This is a genomic window from Anaerobacillus sp. CMMVII (assembly GCF_025377685.1).
In the GTDB taxonomy this organism is placed as follows: Bacteria; Bacillota; Bacilli; order Bacillales; family Anaerobacillaceae; genus Anaerobacillus.
Genome location: NZ_JACEHK010000003.1, coordinates 74,380 through 101,335, shown reverse-complemented (window position 1 = coordinate 101,335; position 26,956 = coordinate 74,380). Strand labels below are relative to the sequence as shown.

The following is a 26,956-nucleotide window of genomic DNA, read 5'->3' as shown; positions in this document are numbered from 1 at the left end:
GTACTTCTCAATAGCAAAAGGAAACCCTGTAGCTTGATTTTTTCTTTTTGCTGTTAAGGAAGCGTGAGAACCGTCCCCACGCTTCATGCTTTAAAAACTAAATTTGGCGAAATGCCTAGAATTCTTGCAATTTGGCGTTGTGAAATACCATTAATCTGTTTTACTTTCCGAAGAATTCCATCTCTTTCCAGCCGAGACAAACTCTTAACTTTTGCTATTTCCAAGGTACCTAACAACTCTTTCATTAGTTGGCGTGCCTCAACATCTGTTAATCTTGTTTTTCCAGGTTCATCTAAGCATTGATCATTGTTTCTTCTTTCATTTAGCCCCTTAAATCTTTCTGTAGCAGCTTCTTTATTGGCTGAAAGCAAGCTAAGTATATAATCTCCATCAAGTAAATACTTTACTGATGAGATCGGTTGACCATAATAGGAACGACAACTACTCCACTTCCATTCGTCAACACGTTTGGCGATGCCTGCCTTTACTGGATTTTGATGAATATATCTCACAACGACTAGTAAGTACCTAACCGTTTCTACATTCTCACTTTTGAAGCGATCCTGAAAAAGATGTCCTGTTGTACCATACTTCCAGTTATAGTACCTAACATAACTAACACCGATCCGTTTCATAGTAATAGAAATAGACTCATCACCTTCTTTTAAAAGAAGATGGACATGGTTATTCATTAAGCACCAAGCATAAACATCCATTCCTGCCTTTCGTTTATTTTTACCAAGAATATCAAGAAACCTCATACAATCTTCCTCATCATGAAAAATTTCTTGTCTATTCGCTCCCCTCAAGATAATGTGGTATATTTTGCTGTGACTTTTCACCCTCGCTTGACGAGGCATATTGACCACCCCTTTTCTATGGACATACGTTCTTTGATTCTTTTAACCTAGTAGCCTCCTTCTTTCTTGTCTTTAATTAGTAATAGCAGTATTAACTTTTTGTGTTTCAGCAATAGGTTAGTGTTTTCGATGGGGATCTGATTACAGAATTCATTACAGAGGTATAACGCTCTCAAACTTGCAAATGGAATCGGTAAAGCGTGGGATTTCGGTAAATTGGGATTTGAACAGCTAGGGAATAAAACAAGAATGTGATGGACTTCAGTTGAAGGAAACCTAAATGAGGAATACTGTCTTAAGTTTAGTAATAGGGGGCTGAATCTTTACATTTATCATATACAATTTTATAACAAATTTCACCATTTTTTTCGGAGCGTGGGGGAGCGTGGGGACGGTTCTGCTGCTTCCTCTGGTCTATGAAGCAGCAGAACCGTCCCCATGCTTTTACCCATGCTTTATACAGGTTATATTCTCCCCACTACTTGTATATAAATTAAGTAACTATCTATTAAGGTGGAGATGGAATGAACTTTGAACTATTATTAGATAAATTACTTGGCCAGAGGGAAATAATTCATGAAGTAGAATGTAGTGTCTGCGGCGATTTTGAAACATACTTTAGAGATCCTATTACAAAAGAAAACCTTGGTAGAGCTTGTGAACATTGTGTTTACGTTGAAAAATTCTAATACATATTAACAAATGCAAACAATATAAATAAGATGCGAAAGAACCCTGTAGAGCTTATCTCTACAGGGCTCTTTCTTTCGTTTTAAGCTTGATTGGAGCTCGCCCCAATTAATCTAAGGAAGCACCAGAACCGTCCCCACGCTTCCTACTAAGCTCGCCCCGATTAACCTAAGGAAGCACCAGAACCGTCCCCACGCTTCCTTGCTTCCTCTGGGGGGAGAGGGGGGCTGATCAGGAATCCTTGGATTTCGTCGCAGTTTATTTGTTGAAGGAAGGACTTTTGTGTTTCGGTTTCAACACCTTCAGCGATTACTTTGAAGTTCAACCCTTTTGCCATCATTACGATTAGTTTAACGATTCCGTCATTTTTTTCGCTTGTGTTCAATAAGGAGATAAATGAGCGGTCAATCTTTAAACGGTCGATTGGAAATTGACTCAAGTATTGTAATGATGAATAACCTGTTCCAAAATCATCGATTGCGATGTGGAACCCCATATTTTTTAGTTGTGTTAACTTAGTAATTGCATCCTCTGTGGATCCCATTGCCATACTTTCTGTGATCTCTAATTCTATATTATCGGGATTAGCTTCTGTCTCAGAAAGAATTTTTGCTACTGTGTCAACGAAATTACACTGCTGAAATTGCAGTGTAGAGATATTTACAGCTACTCTTAGTGGTGGGAACCCTTGTTTTTCCCATTCGACGGATTGTTTACAGGCTTCGCGCAGGACCCATTCACCTATTGGGAGGATAAGTCCTGTTTCTTCTGCTAGTGGGATAAATTCTGCAGGTGAAACAAATCCTTGGCTTGGTGATATCCAACGGAGTAGTGCCTCTACCCCGACTAATTCACCGGTCTCTAACAATATCTGAGGTTGGTAATATAACACAAACTCTTCTCGTTCAAGCCCTTTTCTTAAAGAATTTTCTAGAGCCATCTGAGGCTCGATGTCCATGGTTTCGTTATATAGTTTAAAGTGATTTTTGCCATTTTCTTTCACCTTATACATCGCAGTATCTGCCTTCATGAGAAGTGCTTCGAAGTCTTCTCCATGCTCTGGATAAATAGCAACTCCTATACTAGGAGTAACATGAATTTCCGCACCAGAAATATCATATACTTCTCGCAGTGTCTCTAGGATTACGTGTGCCCTTTTCTCGATTCTTGCCATATTGACGTTTTCTAGTATGATGGCAAACTCATCACCGCCAATTCGGCATACCAATTCATTTGGCCGCATGACAAGGTTTAGTCTCCTACCAACTTCTTTTAATAATAAGTCTCCGAATGAATGCCCAAGACTATCATTAATTTGTTTAAATCTGTCTAAATCAAGTAATAAGAAGGCGATTTTTTTTCGACTAGAAGAGTTTGAGTTTATTATCGCACGGGACAATCTTTTTTCAATATACCGCCTATTAGGAAGGCCTGTCACGACATCATGAAAAGCCAAGTGTTCCATTTTGTTCACCGTTTCTACTAACCGATCTGTTCGCTCTTTTACTTTTATTTCTAATGCTTCATTCAAGTTATTTAAATCAGTTACCAATCTATCATTATCTAGAAGTGTAAAAACCTGTCTTAAGATCACAAGTAATATACTTAAAAATAAACCTAAAACAATCGACGTACTATCCTGAATTTCCGAAATAGCATAAATGGAAAGGAAAATAACGCCTAGATATGGGAAGCTATGCTTTAAGAAGTTATTTTTTTTAGGCTTTAGATCAGCAACTGTGGAATACTCATCTTCAGATTGATTTTCGTGATAAAGTCCTGCTAGTCCCAGTAAAAATACAGATAAGATCCATAATGGTTCAGATAAACTACCAACTGTATAAATGTTTTTGACTGTTAAGTATGAAAAAATCAAATCAGCCATAATTTGCACTAAAAATCCTGCCACAAGTAGATAGGAAGTGATTTTAGTAAAAATGGCCTTAGAAGCAATCATAAGACTAAGAACACCAACTAAAACTCCTAAATCTAAGATTGGATAAAGTAATTCAATAACTAAAAAGGAATGCTCCGTGTTATTTATTAGTGGGTTCATAATAAAAAACCAAATAAATGTTGTTGCAACAGACATCACGATTAATATATCAAACAAGAAACGTATTGTTAGCAAGTTATTTTTTTTCATGACGTTCATCATCAACAAAAGGGCAACAAAATAAAAGATATTTTGAAATATCCAAAACACCTTTGGTAAAAGGGCTTCTTCAGCTCCAACATTCAACGTAAAATGGTAAAAAGCCCAAACAAGGATTCCTAATAAATAACTTAAAATTCCTAACCCTAAGAAAAGCCAAAACCTTCTTGTTCTTCCTTGATCATTTTTATAAGTAACCATAAGCCAACCAAAGGCGGTGAGGCAGGCAACAAGTTGCAATACTGCCACACCCCAGTCTAGGATGACCAGATTATTTTGAAATAGATAATTCCAAGAAAGATTTAAAACAATGAAAGTAGCAATGAATAGATACGCAATTTTTTTATCTTTCTTGTTAAACATGCTTTTCTCCTTAACTTGTAACATATATAGATTTGCTCAACTCCGGATTCACAGATAGTAACCATGGAAACCTTTGTTTCTCAGTATAAATAAGGTTTGGATAAACAACTCCTGGAATAACATAATCACCTTTATAGTAAAATGGTTCCCCGACAGCTTCCACTGGAATTTTATAAAAATTTTTTAAAGCCTTAAAAAAGACCCTTTCAAAGAGACCAACACAAGATTCAATTTTGTAGACTTCTGAATAACCGACGAATAATGATATTAACCTCTCAAGATTTTTTCCGCGGTGTTGCTTCAGTATAGAAACCTTATCGATCTCCCTCACTTTTTCTGGATTTCTAGCAAGATGGTCTATTTTATGAAAAGGAAATACAGTATTGATGTAGTTCTCCTTGGTAGGATAATAGGGCTTGAATTCAATCGTACCAATATGGTGCTTTTCAGAATTACGAATGATAAATTGATCCGCTTCTGTTGAAGATAGGTCTAACATATAGCCTTTCTCTAGCCAACATTCCATCCAAATTTGATTAAAAGAATTCAAATCCGCTACTGTGCTTACTTTAATATAAATTGTTCTCATCCCCTATACACATTGTTTGTACTTTACGATAACTAATAGATTACAAAAAAAGTATATTACATAGAGTAATCAATCTACTAATGTCTATTATACTATTTTAAGGGAAGCATGGGGACGGTTCTCGTGCTTCATAGATTATGCAAGAGGAAGCACGAGAACCGTCCGGGAATTCTGAAAAAGTCACTTTTTAAAAATGAAAAATGTTGAAAGAGAAAGCGCTTCTAAGCAACGTTTGTTATATAGGAGGAAATTTATGTACTTCCGTAAAGAGCATTCACTCCAAAATGATTACTTTTTCACTGATTCCAAACGGTCACTTGCTTCCTTATATCAAATCCATTCGCTTCATCACTTAATATCCTACTCTCACTTAGCCCGGTCGTAGCTTGTATATCTTTTATACATCGCTTATCAAATTCACTTAAATCAAACCACTACATCGAAACGTATAATATTTCGTTACATGTAAATAGCATAGAAATTGAATGCGCACCACCAGCATGCCTTTTTAGCACTATGTTTTTCACCAAATACTATTTATAAATACCTGCTTCAATAATAATTCATTTACCCTAATTTTACTATATATTACAGAATTTTCACTCACGTTAGTTAAATATGTCGAAAGGAGGAAGCATGGGGAAGCGCGGGGACGGTTCTGGTGCTTCCTCCGGTTCTTAAGAAGCAGCAGAACCGTCCCCGCGCTTTCTTATTAGATAAATTACTTGGACAAAGAGAAATAATTCAGGAAGTAGAAAATGGTGTCTGCGTCGACTTCGAAACCTACTATCGGGATCCTATTAACAAAAGAAAATCTTGGTAGAGCTTGTGAACATTGTGTTTACGTTGAAAAATTCTAATACAAACAAACAAATGCAACAATAGATTGCGAAAGAGCCCTGTAGAGATTTATCTCTACAGGGCTCTTTCTTCGTTCTAAGACCTTGGATGAAGCTCGCCTCGATTTATCAAAAGGAAGCTTGAAAACTGCCCCCCGCGCTTCAAGGCTTTAAAGCAGTGGGGGTCAGACCCCAATGAAAGTTCACTTTCACCAATACACAATGTAAATATGATAGAACAACCCATTAGATATAAGAAAGTGAACTTTCGAAGTCAAAACAATTTACAGGGTAGACCCCGCTCCCCCCCCCGAAAGGAAGCACGAGAACCGTCCCCACGCTTCCCCCACGCTTCCTACGACCAAAAATCTCTGCCGTCGAGCACTTTTTGTACGATCCCGGCGCGGATGGTATAGTCACCGAAGTGCTCGCCGTCGTGGCGTTCTTTGGCATAGCGGGCAAGAAGCAGACGTAGTTCGCGTAAAATCTCTTCTTCACCGATATTTTCGCGGTATAGTTTACTTAGGCGACTTCCGTCAAAGCCTGCACCGAGATACATGTTGTATTTGCCAGGCGCTTTACCGATAAAGGCAATTTCACCGAGAACATGGCGGGCACATCCATTGGGGCAGCCTGTCATGCGGATCGTAATTTCTTCGTCCCTTAGGCCATTTTCATCCACAATTTCTTCAATTTTATCGATAAGAACTGGTAAATAACGTTCAGCTTCAGCCATCGCCAAGCCACATGATGGCAGAGCCACGCACGCCAGTGAGCTGCGGCGAAGTGCAGAATAGTGCTTGCCGTCGGTCAAGCCATAGTGGTCAATCAGCTCTGTAATCTGTTTCTTTTTCTGGCTTGTGACATTGGCAATGATCAAGTTTTGATTGGCAGTTAAGCGAAACTCACCATTATGTACCTTGGCAATTTCACGAATGCCCGTCTTTAGCTTGTAATCACCATTATCGGCCACTCGGCCACCTTCTACAAACAACGTATAGTGCCATTTTCCATTACCACCCTTCAACCAGCCGTAACGGTCACCGTTGTGGTCAAATTGGTAATGTTTCTCTTCATCCAAACTCCAGCCAAGGCGGCTTTCTAGTTCAACTTTGACTGTTTCGAGCCCTAGGCGGTCAACTGTGTACTTGAAGCGAGCATTTTTGCGTTCGGAACGGTTTCCATAGTCACGTTGGATCATAATGATTTTTTCGGCTACATCATAGATTTGTTCTGGTTTACAAAAGCCAATGACTTTCGCTAGCTGCGGATACGTCTCCTTGTCACCATGCGACATTCCCATCCCGCCGCCGATAGCCACGTTAAAACCCTTAAGAACACCGTCCTCGATAATAGCAATAAAACCAAGGTCCTGAGAAAAGACATCAACGTCATTCGAAGGTGGAACGGCGATTCCGATCTTAAATTTTCGCGGCAAATAAAGTGGACCATACATCGGTTCAACTTCTTCCACTTCCGGTGAACCAGCGACCTTTTCCTCATCTAGCCAAATCTCATGATAAGCCCTTGTTCTTGGTAACAAATCATCACTCAAGCGTTTCGACCATTCGTATACTTCGGCATGAATGTCTGATTGGTAAGGATTGGCGTTACACATGACGTTGCGGTTGACATCACCACATGCTGCAATCGTATCCAACAGTGCTTCATGTATTTCCTGCATCGTTTGTTTCATGTTCCATTTTAAAATGCCATGCATTTGAAATGTCTGGCGGGTCGTCAATTTCAACGTCTGGTTTCCGTATTTTTCAGCCAGATCATCCATTACCAGCCATTGAGCTGGGGTTGCGACACCACCTGGCATACGGACGCGAAGCATAAACTGATACGCCGGCTCTAGTTTTTGCTTTTGGCGCTCATTACGCAGATCGCGGTCATCCTGAAGGTAACTTCCGTGAAATTTCATCAAACGATTGTCACCATCTGGGATCCCAGCGCTAATCTGATCGAGCATCACTTCTTTTAAAGTGCCTCGTAAATAATCACTTTTTTCTTTAATTTCTTCGACATCGCTTGGCGTTCCAGCCGGTGCTGTTAACCTTTTATTCACCATTTTGAAAAACTCCTTTCATCAGTAAACGTCCCGCTGGTACCGGTTTTGCTTTTTCAGGTCGGCAAGATAAGCTTCCGCTTGTTCTCGCTTCATGCCACCTTCGATTTCAATAATTGTCAGGAGAGTCTCTTGGACGGCACGCGCCATCTCTTTTTTATCACCACAAAGATAAAATACGGCTCCTTCCTGAAGCCACTTGAATAGTTCCTTGCTCTCTTCAAGCATGCGCTGCTGTACATAGACTTTTTCAGCGCTGTCTCTCGAAAACGCGACATTCATCTTTGTCAGAACTCCCTCTTGTAACCATTTTTGCCACTCAGTTTGATAAAGGAAATCCGTCACAAAATGCTGATCACCCAAAAATAGCCATGACTTTCCTTTAGCCCCGATCTCTTCCCGTTCCTGCATAAAGGCGCGGAAAGGCGCAACACCCGTCCCTGGTCCGACCATGATAATTGGCGTATCTGGATTCATTGGTAACTTAAAGTTTTCGTTAGGTTGAGTGAAGACTCGAACCTTATCTCCTGGCTGTAACCGTTCTGCACAAAACGTAGAGCAGACGCCTTTCCGTTCTCTTTCGTGTGCCTGATAGCGCACGGCTCCGATTGTCAAATGCACTTCATCAGGATTAGCCGCTTGGCTACTTGCAATCGAATAAAGACGAGCGGGGATTTTCCTGAGAATGGAGACAAATTCTTGCGCTGTGTCGCCCCATCGACCATACTCACGAACGATATCAAGGAGATCGCGTCCTTCAAGGTACGATTTTAAACTTTTTTCACCTAAAAGCTCACTTATCTTTTCATTCTTTAAAAATTGGTTGATCTTCTCAAGCAACGGTTTTGTTACAACTGTAATTTCAAAATAAGTAAGCAGTGCTTCCTGAAGCGATACGTCTCCCTGAACGATTTCATTCGGGTCCCATTTCAATTCCTCTAAAAGCAATTTTACAAGAGCCGGATCGTTTTCTGGGAAAACCCCAAGACTATCTCCCGGTTTAAACGTGAGACCTGAACCTTCTAGTGACAACTCGAGGTGGCGCGTCTCTTTGTTTGAACCTCGTCCGTTTAGATTTATATTTTCCAGCACTTCTGCATGAAATGGGTTTGTTCTTGTGTAGGATATTTCAGGTTTTACTATAGAAACATGTCGCTTTTGCGTCTCAGCTACGCTACCAAGAACACCTTCAAGCCATTCGCCTGCTGGACCTTCATAATCAAGATCGCAGTCAATACGTTTATATAGCCGCGTTGCCCCAAGCTCTTCCAAGCGAGCGTCAAATTCCTTTCCCGTCTGACAGAAAAATTCATAAGAGCTATCTCCAAGCGCTAACACAGAATAGTGAAGATCTTCAAGCTTTGGTGCGCGTTTGCTATGAAGAAACTCATGGAAGGTGAGTGCGTTATCGGGTGGCACTCCTTCTCCGTGGGTACTGACGATCAAAAGCAGGTTTTGGATTTTTTTTAGATTGGTAGGTTTAAACTCGCTCATTGACGAGACGGTTACTTCGATACCATTCTCTTCAAGAAACTTGCCTGCCTTTTTTGCTAATCCCTGAGAATTTCCCGTCTGCGATCCATAAAGAATCGTTACTTCTTTTTTCGCCACTGGACCCTCTGCGGACGCAGCGAGATAGCCACTTAGCCAGATTTTTTGCGTGTCTGACAAGCTTGTCAAAAGCGAATGAAGGAGCTCGACCTGCTCCTGATTAAACGGGCTGTTTGTTACCTTAAGTTGCAACATTTCCACCTCACAAATAATTATTGATGACAAGATCCACAAAAACTTGATGACCGCTCAAAGGACCGGTTTGAAGGATCTGTTTTCCTTCGGTTTGCCTATTCTCAATTTTTTTCGTTACTTCGCTACTTAGAAGTCCGTGAAATAATAGATAGGGTACGACAAACACCCTCCCTACCGTTTTTTTGGTCAACATCTCTAGCGTTTCAGCAAACCGCGGTTCGGCAGCTGCTAAATAACAAACTGCTACCTCTTTTAGGCCAAGTCTACTTTTTACTCCTTTGGCAATCTTTAAAAAGTCAGCGTGGATTCCCGGCTGACTGCTTCCTCTACCAACGATCAACAAGCGGTCTTCAGGAGCTAGGTTACCAGCAAGATCTCTGACTAACTCAGCGATCGCATCAAGAATGGTTTCCTGTACTCCAAAAGGGGCCTTTACTTGGACTTCAACCTGAGGAAAGCGTTCCTGTAACGCTGTTAGTACGTTCGGGATATCTTCATTAATGTGACCTGCCGCCAATAGAAACAGCGGGATCACCGTAATCTCTGTAGCGCCTTGCTCGACACACCGTTCAAAACCTTGTTCAATAAGAGGTGACGATAGCTCAAGAAAACTCATTTCCTGAATTGGTACTGCGATCTGACTTTTCACCTTCTTGTAAAAAGCGATGGCCTCCTCGGCACCTTTTTTTGAACGTGTTCCATGGCCAATGTAAAGGATTGCTTTCATCCGTGGACCACTGGCAGATTTGTGACTATCTCTTCTTGAAACCAGTTCAATTTTTTATGGAGGGTAACGACCTCCCCAATGACAATCATGCTTGGATTTGCAAGCTTCGCGGCTTTTACCTTTTCTTCAATCGTAGCTAGCGTCCCTACGACTGTTTGCTGATCACGTAAGGTTCCCCAATGAATGAGCGCAATCGGTGTTTGTGGTGATTTCCCATGTTGAATTAACCGTTGCGTAATCGTTGAAAGCTGTGAAACGCCCATATAGACACAAATGGTGTCCACCGCTTTTGCCAAATGGGACCACTGGTGCTCTGCTGCGACATCGCCTACTTGATGTCCGGTAATAAACGCAAAGCTCTTACTCAAGGTCCGATGAGTAACGGGAATTCCGGCATACGCAGTTGCCGCAATTCCAGCTGTGATACCAGGGACAATTTCAAAAGGCACGTTATGTTTACTACATTCCTCAGCTTCTTCCCCACCTCTTCCGAAGACAAACGGATCTCCTCCTTTTAAGCGAACGACCTGTAAGCCTTTTTTCGCATATTTTACGAGGAAGTGGTTGATTGTCTCTTGTTTCATCGTGTGGTAGTTTGGTAGCTTGCCACAATATACGAGCTGGGCCCCATCTTTCGCATGCTTGAGAAGCTCACGATTGACAAGCCGATCATAAAGGATGACATCCGCCTGCTGCAGATATCGCAATCCTTTTACCGTAATTAAATCTGGGTCTCCTGGACCCGCACCTACTAAATAAACCTTGCCAACCATGGCTCTACCACCCTTTCATAGCCTAAGGCTCTTTTCGTTTAATGTGTTGTATCAGATAACTTTACTTAGCCAAGTGGCAAGTTAGAAAAGCTTGGTGTGATGCCTTATACTGTTTGAAAACAACCTAATTAAATCATTTTTTTAACGCGAAGATATTCTAAAATTTGGTCCACAGCTTCCGGTACGGATAATTGATCCGAACGAACCGTAATTTCCGGTTGTTCCGGAGCCTCGTAGGGCGAGCTAATTCCGGTAAACTCTTTGATTTCACCACGACGAGCTTTCGCATAGAGCTGCTTAGGATCACGGCGTTCGCATTCTTCTAGTGAGCAGTCGACATAGACTTCGATAAACTCGCTTTCTGCAAATAAAATTCGGACCTGGTCTCGGTCAGCGCGAAATGGAGAAATGAATGCCGTGGTGACGACTGTACCACTTTCGACAAATAACTTCGCCACTTCGCCAATCCGCCTGATGTTTTCCTTTCGATCATCGTCGGAAAAGCCAAGATCACGGTTGAGCCCATGGCGGATATTATCGCCATCAAGGACAAATTCCTTAATTCCCAGCCGGTACAATGCACTTGATACGGCATTGGCAATTGTCGACTTTCCAGACCCTGAAAGGCCAGTAAACCAGAGGACGCAACTTCCATGGTCATTTTTTGTACGACGGTCTTGCTTTGTAACAGTTGTTTCATGCCACGTAATATTCGTCGCTTTTGACATCGTTTCTCCTCCTTATACCGTTGTCGCTTCCTTCATTCCTTCGATTAACACCTCAACGACTTCTTTTCGACTAAAGGTTGATGGTGGCAACGTACCAGAACGAAGCATTTCTCTTACTTTGGTCCCTGACAAAATGACACGGTCCTCATTACCGTGAGGGCAGGTTTTATCTGAAGCCATGCCTTCACATTTCGTGCAATAAAAGCTATGTTCAAAGAACAATGGCTTGATGCCAAGCTCATCTTCAGGAAATTCGCTAAAAATATGCTGCGCATCATACGTTCCGTAATAATTACCGACACCGGCATGGTCACGGCCGACAATGAAATGAGTGCAGCCAAAGTTTTTACGGGCAATCGCATGAAAAATCGCTTCTCTTGGACCTGCATAACGCATCGCCGCAGGATACACGCCAAGCTGGACCCGCTCCAGAGGGTAATAATTCTCCAGCAGAACCCGGTAGCTTTTCAACCGAACATCGGCAGAAATGTCATCAGACTTTGTTTCTCCGATCAGTGGATTGACGAAGAGTCCATCAACCGTCTCAAGGGCGGCCTTTTGAATGTATTCATGGGCGCGGTGGATCGGATTTCTTGTTTGGAAACCAACAACTGTTTTCCAGCCCTTTGCTTCAAACAACTGCCTAGTTTCAACGGGCTCTAGCCAGACATCTCCAAAAACACCTTTTTCCGGTTTTTTAATAAGGGTGACGTTACCAGCAACGTAGACCGGCCCTCTTTCATACAGTCGTTTGACACCAGGATGACTAAGCTCCTTTGTTTTATAGACCTCGATCGCTTCTTTGTCTAAATCAGGTTCATACCATTCGGAAACCTTGATCACTCCGTATGCTTCATTTTTATAAACAAGCGTAAGCTCTTCTCCTACGGTAAGCGTTGCCGCCGTTTCATAGGAAACCGGAAGTGTCACTGGGATTGACCAAATCGTATTGTCAGCCAGACGCATCTTCGTGACAACAGATTCGTAATCGTCCTTCCCTAAAAATCCAGTTAACGGACTGAACAGCCCTACGCCAATCAATTCAAGATCACTTAAAGCGATTGCGTCAATTTCAAGTTCTTTTTCGATATGGGTTACCTGATAATTCGGATCAAATAATTGAATAAGTTTTCCTCCATGAGGTTTCGGTAAGAATGACATATCTCTCAATCCCTTCTAAAATTCAGTTCTCTTACTGTTGCTCTTTTTAGTAACGATAGAACACCGAACACTGAAATTAGCACTCCCACCATAGCAATGATTGGGTAGACATTTTGCTCAATGAACAATTGAATTAACGTGTATGAAAGCACCATCGAGATCACCGGTGAAACAATCCATACGGTCAGCATCTGAACGACTATATCTTTTTTTAGTACTGCCATCCCATGTTTGGCAAAACCGATCCCGATAATTGAAGATGTCGTAATTTGAGTTAGCGGAACTGGGATCCCTAGCATCGATGCCCCAGTCACAATCGTTGCTCCTGTTCCAGAGATCACGCAGCCCTCTTCTAGCTTGAGCGTCGTAATTTTTTTTCCGTTCGTTTCAATCACTCGATGTCCAAGCAAAAGTGCTCCTAAAGCTACGAATAATCCGCCCCAAAAGATACCACTCTCAATCGAGAGGATGCTGGCACCAACCAGCGGGCCAACAGCATTGGCGACATTGTTCATTCCGGCTGAAAAAGCTTCAAACATACCCAAAAGTACAACAAGGACTGACAGAAACGGAACAGCTTTCGGTGCCTCTAACCATTTTTTAATCCACCTCTGTTTTAAGAGAGTGGCGGCTGCGATCGCGATACTAAAAGCGAGAATGGGCGTGATCAGCCAAAAAGAAACGATCCAGACGAGTTTGCCGAGATAGATCGACTGATAGACCATCCCCGCACCAACGACAGACCCAACCGTAACTTCACTTGTTGAAAGTGGAATTCCAAAAATATTGGCTAAAAACAAGGACAAGGCAGCGGTCGTGATCACGATTAAAGAAATGTTCACCGTAAATGTACTAGACGGGACAATCCCGCTTCCCATCGTCTTAACGACCTCCCCACCTCCAAGCCAGGCACCAAAAAAGACAGCGACCCCGCATAGGAGCAAAGCAATTGTTTTTTTGACAACACCTGATCCATAGGCAATTCCCATCGAAGCTGCGGCACCACTTGCCCCGATGTTCATCGCAAAAAATAACCCGATTGTAATAGCCATAATTGTCAGCAAATGAAACGTCCTCCTTTAGCGGTCGTGCAATCCACACTCCGTCTTGCTCGTTCCTACCCAACGCCCTGCACGTGTATCACCATCAGCTGCTACAGGCTGAGTACAAGGAAAACAACCAATGCTCGGGTATTGCTGGTCATGCAAGCTGTTATAGGGAAGATCTTTTTCTTTGATGTAGGTCCAAACATCATCCCACGTCCAATGAATCAACGGACAGATTTTGATATTTTCAAACTTCTCATCTTTATTTACGAATTCCGTCGATGCCCTTGTCGGTGACTGTTCCCTCCGAAGACCTGTAATCCAAGCTTTTTTTGCCGTTAACGTTTCTTGTAACGGAATGACCTTGCGGATCTGGCAGCATTGGCTAGGGTTTCGCTTCCATAACGCTGATCCATAGTCGGCAGCTTGTTCCTCGAGACTTAACTGTGGTTGTTTCCGCTCAATTCGTAGTGTTGGGAAACGGGCTTCGATTTTGTCAATAACCTCATAGGTTTCTAGGAAGTGTAAACCTGTATCTAAAAATACAATCTGGGCAGCTGGTTTGACCTGATGGATTAGATCAAGCAAAACAATGGCTTCTGCCCCGAAGCTAGATGCATAGACTAGCTCTTCTTCTGAATACGTTTGGTAAGCCCACTCTAAAACCGAGCGCGCTCCTTTGGTTTCATCACTGTAAGGAAACGCAACTGAATTTTCACTCCAATTTTGATAAGTTAATGCTATTGCCATCACTACGAACCTCCTTTTTTACATATAAAAAAAGACAGCCTGCCACCGCTATGGTGGAGACCGCCTCTAGTTTATCTAGTCAGCGCTGTTTATTTGATTGAAGACGAACCTTTTCATTTTTATCAATTTGCACAATCTTGCCATCCTGGACAACGAGTGTGATCGATCCGTATTTCAACGTTTCGAGCATTGCCTCGATATGCGCAAAAACTTCTTTTATCTCATCTGCTTTCAGCTGATTCGCCCCCATTCAATAAAAATTGATTGTCACTGCTAATAAATGAGTTTTGTTTTGTTGAAATTAATCCTACCATACCCATAGGTTTAATGTAAATAAGAAAATTGAAATTTTTTTGGAAGCGTGGGGACGGTTCTGGTGCTTCCTGCTGTCCTATGAAGCACCAGAACCGTCCCCATGCTTCCCCCATGTGGTAATATAAATGAAATGAAGGCATCATTTATGAAGGAAGTGATCATATGAACAACTTATTCAGTGTACAAAACAAGGTTGTATTAATAACAGGTTCAACGCGTGGCTTAGGGCTGAGTCTAGCTAAAGGATTTGCGGAGGCCGGGGCTTTTGTTGTCATTAATGGAAGAACCAAACACGATGTCGATGAGGTCGTAAAGCAAATTCAACATAAAGGTGGAAAATCAGCAGGTGTAGCCTTTGATGTAACAAACAGAGGCGCAATCGAAACAAACATAAAGAAAGTCGAGGCTGAAGTCGGCCCAATACATGTGCTTATTAATAATGCAGGAATACATAGACGTGCTCCGCTAGAAGAACTACGCGATGAAGACTGGAAGAAGGTCATCGATGTAAATCTCAATTCTGCTTTCTACGTTTCTCAAACAGTCTTTCCCTATATGAGAGATAGAAGAAAAGGGAAAATCATTAATATCACTTCGTTAAATGCAGAGAAAGCTCGTCCAAATATCGGAAACTACTCTGCTGCTAAAGGTGGATTGAAAATGTTAACAAAGTCTATGGCGACAGAGTGGGGGAAATACAACATCCAAACAAATGCGATTGGACCTGGGTATTTTAAAACAGATTTGACGGAGGCTCTTGTTAACGACCCAGACTTCGACCGTTGGGTAAAAAGCGAAGTCCCTCTACAACGCTGGGGCATTCCAGAAGAATTAATCGGTACAGCCATTTACCTCGCCTCCGATGCCTCAAATTACGTTAACGGACACACCGTTTACGTAGATGGCGGTTGGCAAGCGTCTCTTTAGGGGGAAGCGCGGGAAGCGTGGGGACGGTTCTAATGCTTCCTGCTGTTAGGAAGCACCAGAACCGTCCCCGCGCTTCATTCTAGCATTAGTAAAAATTTTTCTCGTTCCTTGATTGAGTCTTTGTATCTCTCTTCAGTAGCTTGCTTAAGCAATCCTCGTTTATCTTCTATAGAACAGGCACTATGTTTAATTTTCAAGCGGGCATGATATAAAAACTCCAGATACTCCTCATACGATTCATCATAGCGCTCGTTTAATTCGTCACGGATTTTTTTTGCTAGCATTGGGCTTGCCCCACCTGTTGCAATGCTGATTTGTAGTTTGCCTCGGGTAAAAGTTGCGGGGATATGAAAATTTCCTATTTCAGAATCTGTAACTACATTCACAAGCTTTGAATCTTTTACTTTCTCATATATCTCCCGGTTTATTTCTGCGGAGTTGGTGGCAGCTATGATCAGGAATGCCTCCTGATAATCAATGGGTTCTACTTCTTTTAGACGAATTTTTATTTTCCCCTCGAGAAAGATCTTCTCAATTTCTGGGCTTATTTCAGGGCTGACAACCGTAACATTCGCTTTCGCTTGTAGGAGAGGGCCAAGTTTAATAAAAGCAATCCTTCCCCCACCCACAACCACACACGGTTTACCTTCCAATTTCAGAGTGACTGGATACATAATAATCTGCTCCTTCGTGGAAGCAAAGGTTTTAGTGCTTCCTGAATTTATATGTATAAGCAATAAACAATTCCCTTATTTATCATACTATATCTATGTAGGCTGAGGAAGCGCGGGGACGGTTCTGGTGCTTCCTGCTGTCTATGAAGCACCAGAACCGTCCCCGCGCTTTAACTTTTCTCAAAATATCCAAGCGAGCATTTGGTACACTTCCGGCCTAATAACCCAAGACATTGATGACAAATACGGTAGCCACAAGTACCACATACGTTCCAGTTCCAATAATTTGAAAACTGAGCTCGACATTCCTGACATGGTAGTAACATAACTAACCCTCCTATCAAAAATAACTTTGAGTGGTGGCAAATTTTTTTAGAGGAAGCAAGAGAACCGTCCCCATGCTTCCCCTTATATCATATGCCATCCCTTCATAGATTGAGAGAAATAGGGGCGGTTGTTTTGTTATTCCTGCTGCCACGAGCGCACAAATAGGAAGCATCAGAACCGTCCCCATGCTTCCTGCGTAATAAAGTTGTAATAATTACGGGAAATAATGTAAACTTAGAGTAGATAAGGATGACGATGTTATTGGGGGAATATTAATGGGGGAAGCTGTAGAGCAATTAGTGGAAGAAACTACTCTTTTACAGAAAAAATGGTTTAGAGACTGGAAGTTTATCATAGCCGGTATCGTTATCATTATTGTACTCATAATTGGGGCACTGAGTTTTTATCAGGCAACTCACTTTAATGAAAATAAGAAAATTAATGACGTAGACGTCAGCGGCCTGACGGCTAAAGGTGCGCTAAAAATGTTACAAACATCCATTTTAACAAACGAAGTCTTTATTGGAGATCAACTAATTTTCGATGGATTAGATACGCAGATGGCATTTACAGAAAGTGACCTACCAGAAATCAAAAAAATATTAAAAAGTCAGTGGTCATTTTTCCCTACCTTTGAGACAATAAATTTTTTATTAAAGCCTAGCGAACAGGACCAATACCGCACTAATTTTTTAAAAAATGAACTGGAACAAACGCTCATCTCAATTAATCTAGATTTAATAGCTCCGATAGATGCGTACGTATTTTTAGAAAAAGGGGAAATTATCGTTTCTAAAAGCGTTGAAGGAAAGCAATATGATATTAATAGTTTGTTAGAGGAATATGATATGCAGGAATATACGAGTGAGATCCACCTGACCCCTGTTTACCTACAACCTATAAAAGAAGACAGTGAAGTTGTAAAACAACAAGAGGAAACATTGAAGGAATTCCTTTTGCATACCGTTGACTATACGGTGCAGGACCAAGTTCATTCTTTACTGGCTAGCGAACTTGTGAAAAATGCCTCTTTAACAGAAACTATGGAGGTTTTAATAGACGACCCAAGTGATATTAAAAATAAACTTGCTGAAATTAATGACGCACAATCGACATTGGGGAAAGATTTTACCTTTAAAACTCATTCTGGTTCAGTTATCTCGGTTAAAGGAAAAGGGTATGGCTGGGCCCTTGATGTTGAAAAAGAAACAGCACTCATTCAAGAAGCGTTTGAACAAGGTGAAAAATCGATTTCCGCTTCTCATATTTACGGAAATGGCTGGAGCAATGAGGGCTTTGGCTACGAAACTACGGTAAACTACGGCATCGGAGATACATACGCTGAAGTGTCCATTAAAGATCAACGTATTTGGATTTACAAAGATGGAAATTTAGTCGTAACTACGAATGTGGTTACTGGAAGGAAAAGTACAAAAGAAGATACATTACCAGGAGTTTGGTATATTCTCTATAAACGGACACCATACACGCTTACAGGCACATCGGTAGACGATAATGAATATGCAATTGAAGTCGATTATTGGGCACCTTTTACAAACAGTGGGCAAGGATTCCATGACGCCAGTTGGCGAGAAAACTGGGCGAGCAATGCCTATCTCACAGCAGGTTCAGGCGGCTGCGTCAACGTCCCCCCTAGTATGATGAAAAAAGTCTACGAAAATCTCAAAATCTATCAACCAGTTGTTGTGTATTAGGAAGGAAGCGTGGGGACGGTTCTCGCGCTTCCTGCATCTTACGAAGACGAAGCATGGGCGTGGCGGCTACCTTCATCATTTCATTAGTTGTCACAAAACACAAAAACAGCCCTGATGAGAGTTCCACTCTCATCAGGGCTGCTTCATTTATCAAGAATTTTGATGGTGACGGTCACCAAAATTAACCCTAACTATTCGCCACTCTTAAGGGGATTCAGCCCCACATTGGATTAGGAAGCAGGAGAACCGTCCCCACGCTTCACCCGTGCTTCATTCTTAGCATTTAGGGAGACTACATCCTATAATGACTAATAGAATAAACAACACCAGAATTAATAGAAAACCGTGCCCATGAGTAGGAGCAGCATAACCATATCCGTAAGCAGGCATAGCATAATGTGGCATAGGTCCATCCATTACGCCAGCCACCATATTAGGAGGTACATTTGCTCCAGCCATCATATTAGGGGGTACATTTGCATACATATTCTCGCACTTCCTTTCGGGTTAGTAAATTACACTACATTATACTCACCTAGTTGAAATATGAACCTGTCTACACATTAAATGGGTGAATGTCACCTATTACCGATTCACGGGGCATCCCTCTTTGGTAACGAAAGCATCCTTACAAACGAATTAGACATTATTTAGGTAAAACTGATACTGAATACTGGAGATGGAACAAAGATTATGATGTATGACAATTTTTGAGCTGCGACCACTATGCGAAGTTAAAAGCTTATGCATTGTTGTAGGAGAAATTCTTGTGATTAAATTTTCTAAGTATGCTGGCCGCATACTTTCTGGAAATCTTTGTGTATTTAAAAATTCTATCATCTGTTCAGCAGTAAGTATGCCAAACCCATGACCATAAAACGTATCATCGCTCAAAACGACGGCGTTTTCTCCTCGATACCATGGTGCATTTGGATGAAAGTCAGGATTATTAAAATACACAACATCCCCGGGCAAAAAATGATCCGAATAAAAGAAGTCAATTTCTAATTCAGGCTCTGTATGCCAACTGTATAAATAAATGTTTTGAAAAATAGAATCAAAACGACGTCTCCCAATACTTTTTAAGATGGCCTGGTAATAGATAATGATGATTGCAGTCGCGCATTCAAACCCATAAAGGGTACTGTTCTGATAAATGTCCAAAATAGCATCAGATGGTCGCACACCTGGCCTCAACAAAAAACCTCCAGCATTTGTCAAAGTCCAATAAGTAGGGTTACAACGAGCATTTTCAAAAATGGTAAACGCAACTTGACTCGCATTCATCTCTTTAGCGCTTTCCATAATATTTTTTCTAATGTTAATTTCAAATCTAAGTTCATTCATAGAAGGATAGGCAAACAATTCAGGAGAATTTAGCATCTCTTGAATGATTACGCCTTCTACCTCTCCGAAGTCCATAATACCCTCTAGTGAAAACTGCCTTCCAGCTACTTGTATCATGTCATACCCCATTTCATTTTTAACTGTCTTTTCTTTGAATTATATATATGTTAGAAGCGTGGGGACGGTTCTCGCGCTTCCTCCACCAAATGAAGATAAAGCATGGGTGCGTGGCGTCTTCTTCCATTCTTTAATTATTGTCACAAAACACAAAAACAGCCCTGATGAGAGTTCTCCTCTCATCAGGACTGCTTCATTTATCAATCTTTGGGTGGTGACAGTCACCAAATTTAACCCACTCTCTCTATTCATCACTCTAAGGGGTTTCACCCCACATTGGGTTAGGAAGCAGCAGAACCGTCCCCACGCTTCAAACGGGTTGTCCTTTTTTTCCTACCCTGGAATACTTTCCTTTCTAATTTGCTTATTTCTTTCACGATTTATAAATGCATTTGTTTTGGATTCTAAAAACTTTCGAACCTTTGGTGTTTGAGCTTCCGTTAGTTTAGAAAAGAGATATGCAATGATGCATAAAAGGGTCACAAGTAACAATTCAACTATAAAGGAGAAAATCGTTGGCTGTAAACCACCATAACCGTTCATCGCTCCCCACCGGTAGACCATATTAATGATTGGATAATGAATGACATAAAGACTGAATGAAAATCCTGCAATCAATCTTGAAAATTTCCCTAACCAACCGAGATCCACATTATGAAATTTGGTAAATGGAACTTGCAACAGTGAATAAACAAAGAAACCAAACACTAATGCAATAAATATGTCCACAAAAATTAAGTCCGTCGTCCACTCATTCGTAAACAGTCTCCCAGTCATTACTAGAGGTCTAACCACACTAGCAACTATGACTAATATTAGTGCAATAATCGGTACATACCAGCGTTTTAAGATATTAATGCTAGGTAATAAAATTACAACAGTACCTGCTAACCATATAAAGAAGTAGGAGTTCATCCTAGTTCCAATGGAGGAAACGATGAGAACTGTGATGATTAAGTATATAGCCTTTTTCATTTTCCCTTGTTTAGAAAACAACAAAAGGATAAGTGGGAATAACATATAATACCAAAATTCGTAGCTAAGACTCCATAATGGATAATTTGTTCCATATGTCCCTACAAATACATTTTGTAGGAAAAATAAATTACCTACAAATTGAGTCAGGTTTGTAATAGCATCCCCATACCTTTGAAACTCAAAGAAGTTTGCGGTTAAACCATCTAAAATAAAGGTAAGTATTAATGCAGGTATCAGCACTACATATAATCTTGAAAAACGATTTATCAAATAAGATTTCCATGCCCACTTCCTCTCATAAAAAGCTTTCAGGACAGATCTTGAGATAAATACACCACTAAGGACAAAGAAAATGATAACCGCTGGCCCACCTAACATATTTAGTAGGTGAAGTAGTTGTACAAATATAGTTGGATTTTCCACGTTGCCGTATCCCACAAACAATCTTGAACTTAAATGTTCCATAACTACCAAAATCGCTGATATCCCCCTAATAAAATCTAAATAGATAGAAACATTGCCCTCTAACAAATTATTTGTTTTTAAAAAATTAGAGTATAATTTTCTCACATTGACCTTGACCTCCTCCTGTAGTATTTCGCCATTCATGTAGCGATACATACTCATATATCGTTCTTTATTATACACCAAACTGTTCGTTATAGCGAATTAATTATTATAAAAAAGCTCTACCTTTCTTAGACACTGCTAATAAATTTATAAATATTATCTATGATAAGGCTTTCCATACCTCAAATGATTAACTTTCCGAGTACAATCTAACTGTATATGAATACATTAGGAACCGCTTTTTTAGTAGAAACAAACAAAAGTAGCCCTGATGAGAGTTCTCCTCTCATCAGGGCTGCTTCATTTATCAATCTTTGGGTGGTGACAGTCACCAAATTTAACCCACTCTCTCTATTCATCACTCTAAGGGGTTTCACCCCACATTGGGTTAGGAAGCAGCAGAACCGTCCCCACGCTTCCCCACGCTTCATTTTTCATTCGTTAAGGTAAATAAATCGTTTAGTTTGCCTTGACGTAAAGCTTCCTGGTAGTAAATATTTTTGCTAATTGTGTCTTGGTGCTCTTTTGCAAATGACAAAAACTGAGTTGTATGTTCAGGTTTAAATTTTAGAAACGAAGAGATATTTCTAGCTACAGCAAAAACTATTTCTTGTTGGTAGCGAGGATTTGCTCTCGCTAGCAATCTTCCCCATGAACGAATAACCCCTAACGTTTTGAGATTGTTACTATTAGTGATAGAACCAGAACGGAATTTATAGTAATAGAGAGGCTCTCTGAGATAAGCTGGAGACTTAGCATTTGTCAACAACAACGGAATGGTAGCAAGATCCTCATACCAACCTTCCGTATACAGAAGGTCTTTATCAAATAATTTCTTATTAATAAGTTTATTGCAGGAAAACGCAGTGTCGGTAGAATACAAAACTGCTTGCTGATGGTCGAAAAAACTACCTGTAAAACCCTTTAGTACATGGCTTTTATTTCCTTTATGAATTTTAACGTAATCACAGATTATAAAATCATGGCCTTTAGTAGCCAACTTGTATAATTTCTTAAACATACTAGGGTCAACCCAATCGTCAGAATCAACAAATCCCAAATAATCGCCTTTGGCTTTTTTTATTCCGTAATTACGTGCGATACCTGGCCCGCCATTTTCCTTCACTATTGGTACGATCTTAGTCGGGTATTTCTTATGGTACTTATTAATAACTTTCTGGGAATCATCAGTAGATCCATCGTTTACTATAATGATTTCGATGTCTTCTAAGGATTGGTTTATCAATGAATCTAAGCATCTTTTTAAATATTTTTTTGTGTTGTAAACCGGTACAATAATGGAGACTTTCATAGATTTTGACTCTCTTCCCACATGGATGATTTCAGATACTTGAAGTACTCTTCTTTATAACGTATATCTGAGTTCCAGGGTTTGCGCCAACCACAAAAGTGGATAATCGCTGGCTTTACATGAGGAAACTGGTCCCAATGGTAAGTCGTATAATTCCACTTGTAGTCAAGTTGGTGCCACTCATTATGAAGAACAGCATTCAATGCATCTTGATCCATAAAGGTTAGTTTTGGATGACGCTTTAAATAATTTACTATACGCTCAGAAACTCCATCCTTTCTCCATTTTTTTAAATTCAATAACAAAACGCCTGCATTAAAATATCGGGATCTTTTAGATATGCCTAATTCTTTTTTTAATCTTCTTCTTCTCCCTGAACCAAACATGCTAGACTCATCGACTGCAGCTAGAATATACTTCTTGATATCGGTATTCCATAATTCACTGATGTCTTTTTTAACAATAAGGTCACAATCAAGATACAATACTTTTTTTATTTTGCTACTGAGTAATTCTGGTAGGAGAATTCTAAAATATGTTTCTTTGGTAATGTAACCAATTGTTGAATCTGTCGGAAGTTCCCTCAGTAATTCCTCATCTGGCGTAAGAAAAGTAATTTTTTTTTGAACCTGCCCGTGACCTTGTTAAGCCTATATTTATTATCGCTTGATATACCTCCATCAATAATATAAATATTCAAAATTTCTCTGTTTTTTGTGTTTTCAAGAAGGGAGTTTAACATCACTCCTAAATGCTGAGAATATTCATTGTTCGACGTACTCACAATATTCACTACCTATCTCTCCTTAATCCTCATTTTTATATAATATGTTATTGCATGGATGTTGACAGTATTTTGTCTATGGAAGAAGCATGGGGACGGTTCTCGTGCTTCCTCGATCAAACGAAGAAGAAGCATCAGTGCGCGGCGGCTTCCTCCATCCTTTAATTAATTGTCCCAAAACACAAAAACAGCCCTGATGAGAGTTCTCCTCTCATCAGGGCTGCTTCATTTATCAAGAATTTTTATAGTAACTTTCTCCAAAATTAACCATCTCTTACTATTCACCACTGTTTAGGAATTTCAATCCCACATTGGATTAGGAAGCAGTAGAACCGTCCCCGCGCTTCCCCCCACTCACCAGTTAGGAAGCAGCAGAACCGTCCCCACGCTTCCCCAAATCCCACTTCTCAACACTAAACGAGCACTCTTTTGATGCGCCGAATGTAATCGATCGCTGGGAGGCTGCTGGGTAGTATCTTGCTGTGAAAACTTCTTCGCCGCCGTTAACAAAAACTTCGACCGATGACGTATCAATGTAGATGGTTAATGAATCCAGCTTCTCAAGAATACATTGGCGGTTTTCAACTGTACCATCTACATAGCTTTTTCTTTCTAAAGTGAATACGCCGTTTGAATAGACGATCCTAGCTGCATCATGAATGGCAATTTCAAACCACCCTTCAACCAGAGAAATGTCATTTACACGTAATTCCACCGCTCTACCGTTTACCCCTTCTAGTTCCCGCACTTCATTCCTTAAGGTAACACGATGGGACAAAGCTTCCCCAATACGAAGTCCTTCCAACTCCTCCACCGGCAATTGGTACAGCTTATCGCCCACCATTTTTAATTCCCTAGGCAGGGTCATATTATGAAGCCACTGGTATTCAACCGTCGGGTGATCCTGTTCGTTTTGATCCGGGACACTCATCCAGGCAAACATAAGTCTTCGTCCCTTGGAGTCCTCGGTTGTTTGTGGTGCATAAAAATCAAATCCTCGATCCAACTCCTCAAATTCACCATGATCATACGACTTACCCTTTGGATCAAAATAACCAACCACATACCCTGACTGATAAACATTTCTGTATTTCATACCGTCGGGCTTAAGCCCCTGAGGAGAGATAATCAACATATCTTTTTCACCTAGAGAAAACAAATCAGGGCACTCAAACATATAGCCAAAGTCCTTTAAAGGTCCTTTCCCTCCTCCGGCTAAATCTCCCTCGTAGCTCCAGGCTGTTAAATTGTCCGATGAAAAAAGAGCGACAGCCCCTTTTTTATCGAGAGTTTGCGCGCCAACTACCATATAGAATTGATCATCCTGCTTCCAAACTTTTGGGTCACGAAAATGTGGCGTGTAGCCCTCGGGCAGCTCGACAACTGGTCCCTTCTTCTCTACGTTAACACCATCTTCAGAAATCCCGAGGCATTGATAGGTTTCGCGATTTCCATTTTCGTCTTTGACGTTTCCTGTGTAAAAAATATACATTTTTCCGTCATGCTCGATGGCACTTCCGGAATAGCAACCATTTTTTTCGTACCACTCAGAAGGAGTTAGAGCAATCTCCTCTTCTCTCCAATTGATGAAGTCCTCGGTGGAAACATGTCCCCAAAACTTTGCGCCATGACCAGTTTTAAAAGGCATCCACTGATAAAAAAGGTGGTATCTCCCGTTCCAGTGAATAAACCCGTTCGGATCATTTAACAAACCGACAGGGGGCATTATGTGATAGTGAAGTCGATAAGGGTCCTTGTTGACCGTTTCTTTATACTTCTCAACGGATTCATAGGCTCTTTCTCTTAATTCACGATCTTTAGTAGACATTCTCTTCCCCTCCACTGCTATTATTTTGCAACTTCTTCTTTCCAGCCTAAAACCCAGGCGCCAACAAAGGCCACTACAATTGCAATTAAAAAGCCAATTCCATAGTTAAGAGGGTCTTGCGCAATCGCAAACATTGGAATACCTGTTAAACCAATCCCGTTTGCCATTACTTGCGTGAACACAACGTAAAATCCACCTAAGGCTCCGCCGATCGCCGCAGCAATAAACGGACGTCGGTATCTCAAGTTAACCCCAAAGATCGCTGGTTCTGTAATTCCTAAAAATGCCGAAACAGCAGCAGGAAGCGCAATTCCCTTCATTTTTTTATTCCTTGTTTTGAAAAAGACAGCTAATGTTGCTCCACCTTGGGCAACGTTTGCCATCGCCCAGATTGGCAATAAGAAGTTTCCACCGACACTGATCAGTAATTCCGCTTCAATCGCATGGAAGCTATGGTGTACCCCCGTTAATACAATCGTAGAATACAATCCACCGAAAATGAAACCTGCAACCGGACCTACTGTATTGTAAAGGAAGTCTAATGCCGTTGTTAACCCATCACCAAGCGCCCGCCCTAGAGGACCAACAACTAACATCGCGATAAAACCTGTAAAAATAACGGTTAAAAATGGCGTGACAAGCAAGTCAACCATATTAGGTACGACCTTGCGCAATCCTTTTTCAATAAGAGACATCATGTAAACCGTTAATAGAACAGGAATAACTGTTCCTTGATACCCAAGCATCTCAACACCAAAGCCTAAGAAATCAAGTGTTGAAGGTTCGGCATTGGCAAGTCCCCAAGGATTTAATAATGCCGGGTGAGTCATAATTCCTCCGATAACCGCACCTAAATACGGGGTCCCACCAAATTCTTTTGCAGCGCTAAAACCTATTAATATCGGTAAAATAATAAATGCAGCAGACGAAAACATGTCTAGTAAAATAAAAAGTCCACTTTCAGGATCGACCCAGTTGTAGGTTCGCATTAATCCAAGAAGTCCCATTAACATACCCGCTGCTACAATCGCTGGGATAATTGGAACAAAAATATTTGAAAGAGTTCTGGCAAAACGGGCAAACGGATTCAGTTTCTTTTTGGCAGCGTCATTGTGAGAAACCTTTTTGTCTGTCTCTTCATCCACCCCTGACACCCCTGCTAACGGAGCAAAGTGGGTAAATACTTTATTGACTGTCCCCGATCCAAAAATAATTTGAAATTGACCAGATGTCGAAAATGCACCTTTTACCTCATCTAACTCTTCAATCTCTGCTTTGTTTATTTTGCTTTCGTCATCAATCACAAGACGGAGCCTCGTAGCACAATGTTGTGCACTAATGACATTGTCTTTTCCCCCTAAGAGGGTAATCAGCTTTTCAGCTATTTCTCGGTGATTCATTTTTGTTTCCTCCCCTATTATATAATGGCTGTTTTCGCATAGATAAAGCTGTAACAGCAAATAAAAAAGACCTAAAACATACGAAAGGGCACATAGGTAGAGAATCCACCTCTATGTTCTTTCATACATTTTAGGTCTTGCCTGCTTAACCAGTCACAATCCCA

General features: G+C 40.9%; 24 protein-coding genes. 3 read left to right on the top strand and 21 right to left on the bottom strand.

What is annotated here, in order from left to right; all coding sequences use genetic code 11:
* Positions 1-83: 83 nt before the first annotated feature.
* A complete protein-coding gene (locus tag H1D32_RS07785) occupies positions 84-860 on the bottom strand; it encodes a transposase (RefSeq protein ID WP_261177707.1) in 777 nt (258 codons plus the stop codon).
* A gap of 524 nt (positions 861-1,384) precedes the next feature.
* Between H1D32_RS07785 and H1D32_RS07780 the strand changes: the two genes are divergently transcribed.
* The gene (locus tag H1D32_RS07780) at positions 1,385-1,549 is read left to right on the top strand and encodes an acyltransferase (protein ID WP_261177706.1); all 165 of its coding nucleotides are present in this window, start codon (positions 1,385-1,387) and stop codon (positions 1,547-1,549) included.
* A 164-nt stretch (positions 1,550-1,713) separates the two neighbouring features.
* On the opposite strand, the gene H1D32_RS07775 is transcribed toward H1D32_RS07780, so the two are convergent.
* The 11 genes from H1D32_RS07775 to H1D32_RS07725 form a co-directional block, all read right to left on the bottom strand.
* Entirely contained in the window at positions 1,714-4,068 is a 2,355-nt protein-coding gene (locus H1D32_RS07775) for a putative bifunctional diguanylate cyclase/phosphodiesterase (protein ID WP_261177705.1), read from the bottom strand.
* 10 nt (positions 4,069-4,078) lie between these two features.
* Positions 4,079-4,657 (bottom strand): hypothetical protein, encoded by a 579-nt coding sequence (locus H1D32_RS07770; RefSeq protein WP_261177704.1) that lies wholly within the window; start codon positions 4,655-4,657, stop codon positions 4,079-4,081.
* A 1,194-nt stretch (positions 4,658-5,851) separates the two neighbouring features.
* Positions 5,852-7,570 carry an assimilatory sulfite reductase (NADPH) hemoprotein subunit gene (cysI, locus tag H1D32_RS07765; RefSeq protein WP_261177703.1) on the bottom strand — a complete coding sequence of 573 codons (1,719 nt, stop codon included), beginning with the start codon at positions 7,568-7,570 and terminating at the stop codon, positions 5,852-5,854.
* Positions 7,571-7,588: 18 nt separating this feature from the next.
* Positions 7,589-9,310, bottom strand: coding sequence for an assimilatory sulfite reductase (NADPH) flavoprotein subunit (locus H1D32_RS07760; RefSeq protein WP_261177842.1), 1,722 nt, complete (start codon positions 9,308-9,310; stop codon positions 7,589-7,591).
* A 10-nt stretch (positions 9,311-9,320) separates the two neighbouring features.
* The gene (locus tag H1D32_RS07755) at positions 9,321-10,040 is read right to left on the bottom strand and encodes a sirohydrochlorin chelatase (protein WP_261177702.1); all 720 of its coding nucleotides are present in this window, start codon (positions 10,038-10,040) and stop codon (positions 9,321-9,323) included.
* Complete coding sequence (gene cobA / locus H1D32_RS07750) at positions 10,037-10,813, bottom strand: uroporphyrinogen-III C-methyltransferase (RefSeq protein WP_261177701.1); 777 nt, start codon at positions 10,811-10,813, stop codon at positions 10,037-10,039. Before cobA ends, H1D32_RS07755 begins: the two co-directional genes overlap by 4 nt.
* Before the next feature lie 128 nt (positions 10,814-10,941).
* The gene (cysC, locus tag H1D32_RS07745; RefSeq protein WP_261177700.1) at positions 10,942-11,541 is read right to left on the bottom strand and encodes an adenylyl-sulfate kinase; all 600 of its coding nucleotides are present in this window, start codon (positions 11,539-11,541) and stop codon (positions 10,942-10,944) included.
* A 12-nt stretch (positions 11,542-11,553) separates the two neighbouring features.
* The gene (gene sat / locus H1D32_RS07740) at positions 11,554-12,702 is read right to left on the bottom strand and encodes a sulfate adenylyltransferase (RefSeq protein ID WP_261177698.1); all 1,149 of its coding nucleotides are present in this window, start codon (positions 12,700-12,702) and stop codon (positions 11,554-11,556) included.
* Positions 12,703-12,707: 5 nt separating this feature from the next.
* Positions 12,708-13,766, bottom strand: coding sequence for a sulfate permease (locus tag H1D32_RS07735; protein ID WP_314733374.1), 1,059 nt, complete (start codon positions 13,764-13,766; stop codon positions 12,708-12,710).
* 15 nt (positions 13,767-13,781) lie between these two features.
* The gene (locus H1D32_RS07730; RefSeq protein ID WP_261177697.1) at positions 13,782-14,498 is read right to left on the bottom strand and encodes a phosphoadenylyl-sulfate reductase; all 717 of its coding nucleotides are present in this window, start codon (positions 14,496-14,498) and stop codon (positions 13,782-13,784) included.
* Between the two features lie 79 nt (positions 14,499-14,577).
* Complete coding sequence (locus tag H1D32_RS07725; protein ID WP_261177696.1) at positions 14,578-14,748, bottom strand: YezD family protein; 171 nt, start codon at positions 14,746-14,748, stop codon at positions 14,578-14,580.
* 227 nt (positions 14,749-14,975) lie between these two features.
* On the opposite strand from H1D32_RS07725, the gene H1D32_RS07720 reads away from it, so the two are divergent.
* The gene (locus tag H1D32_RS07720) at positions 14,976-15,740 is read left to right on the top strand and encodes a glucose 1-dehydrogenase (protein WP_261177695.1); all 765 of its coding nucleotides are present in this window, start codon (positions 14,976-14,978) and stop codon (positions 15,738-15,740) included.
* 74 nt (positions 15,741-15,814) lie between these two features.
* On the opposite strand, the gene H1D32_RS07715 is transcribed toward H1D32_RS07720, so the two are convergent.
* Positions 15,815-16,414, bottom strand: coding sequence for an NAD(P)-binding protein (locus tag H1D32_RS07715; protein ID WP_261177694.1), 600 nt, complete (start codon positions 16,412-16,414; stop codon positions 15,815-15,817).
* A 602-nt stretch (positions 16,415-17,016) separates the two neighbouring features.
* On the opposite strand from H1D32_RS07715, the gene H1D32_RS07710 reads away from it, so the two are divergent.
* Entirely contained in the window at positions 17,017-18,456 is a 1,440-nt protein-coding gene (locus tag H1D32_RS07710) for a L,D-transpeptidase family protein (protein ID WP_261177693.1), read from the top strand.
* 276 nt (positions 18,457-18,732) lie between these two features.
* On the opposite strand, the gene H1D32_RS07705 is transcribed toward H1D32_RS07710, so the two are convergent.
* From H1D32_RS07705 to H1D32_RS07675, 8 genes are all read right to left on the bottom strand, one after another.
* Positions 18,733-18,846 carry a YjcZ family sporulation protein gene (locus tag H1D32_RS07705; protein ID WP_261177840.1) on the bottom strand — a complete coding sequence of 38 codons (114 nt, stop codon included), beginning with the start codon at positions 18,844-18,846 and terminating at the stop codon, positions 18,733-18,735.
* A 249-nt stretch (positions 18,847-19,095) separates the two neighbouring features.
* Positions 19,096-19,920, bottom strand: a complete 825-nt coding sequence (locus tag H1D32_RS07700; RefSeq protein WP_261177692.1) for a protein-glutamine gamma-glutamyltransferase — start codon at positions 19,918-19,920, stop codon at positions 19,096-19,098.
* Positions 19,921-20,253: 333 nt separating this feature from the next.
* On the bottom strand, positions 20,254-21,468 hold the full coding sequence (locus H1D32_RS07695; RefSeq protein WP_261177691.1) for an acyltransferase family protein: 1,215 nt from the start codon (positions 21,466-21,468) through the stop codon (positions 20,254-20,256).
* A 427-nt stretch (positions 21,469-21,895) separates the two neighbouring features.
* On the bottom strand, positions 21,896-22,780 hold the full coding sequence (locus H1D32_RS07690; RefSeq protein WP_261177690.1) for a glycosyltransferase family 2 protein: 885 nt from the start codon (positions 22,778-22,780) through the stop codon (positions 21,896-21,898).
* Positions 22,777-23,367 (bottom strand): glycosyltransferase family 8 protein, encoded by a 591-nt coding sequence (locus H1D32_RS07685; protein WP_396126164.1) that lies wholly within the window; start codon positions 23,365-23,367, stop codon positions 22,777-22,779. The genes H1D32_RS07690 and H1D32_RS07685 overlap by 4 nt, the downstream gene beginning before the upstream one ends.
* A complete protein-coding gene (locus H1D32_RS25330; RefSeq protein WP_396126163.1) occupies positions 23,364-23,564 on the bottom strand; it encodes a glycosyltransferase in 201 nt (66 codons plus the stop codon). The genes H1D32_RS07685 and H1D32_RS25330 overlap by 4 nt, the downstream gene beginning before the upstream one ends.
* A gap of 361 nt (positions 23,565-23,925) precedes the next feature.
* Positions 23,926-25,392 carry a glycoside hydrolase family 32 protein gene (locus tag H1D32_RS07680; protein WP_261177689.1) on the bottom strand — a complete coding sequence of 489 codons (1,467 nt, stop codon included), beginning with the start codon at positions 25,390-25,392 and terminating at the stop codon, positions 23,926-23,928.
* Between the two features lie 20 nt (positions 25,393-25,412).
* Positions 25,413-26,792: a sucrose-specific PTS transporter subunit IIBC gene (locus H1D32_RS07675; RefSeq protein ID WP_261177688.1), complete on the bottom strand. Its 1,380-nt coding sequence runs from the start codon at positions 26,790-26,792 to the stop codon at positions 25,413-25,415.
* Positions 26,793-26,956 lie beyond the last annotated feature (164 nt).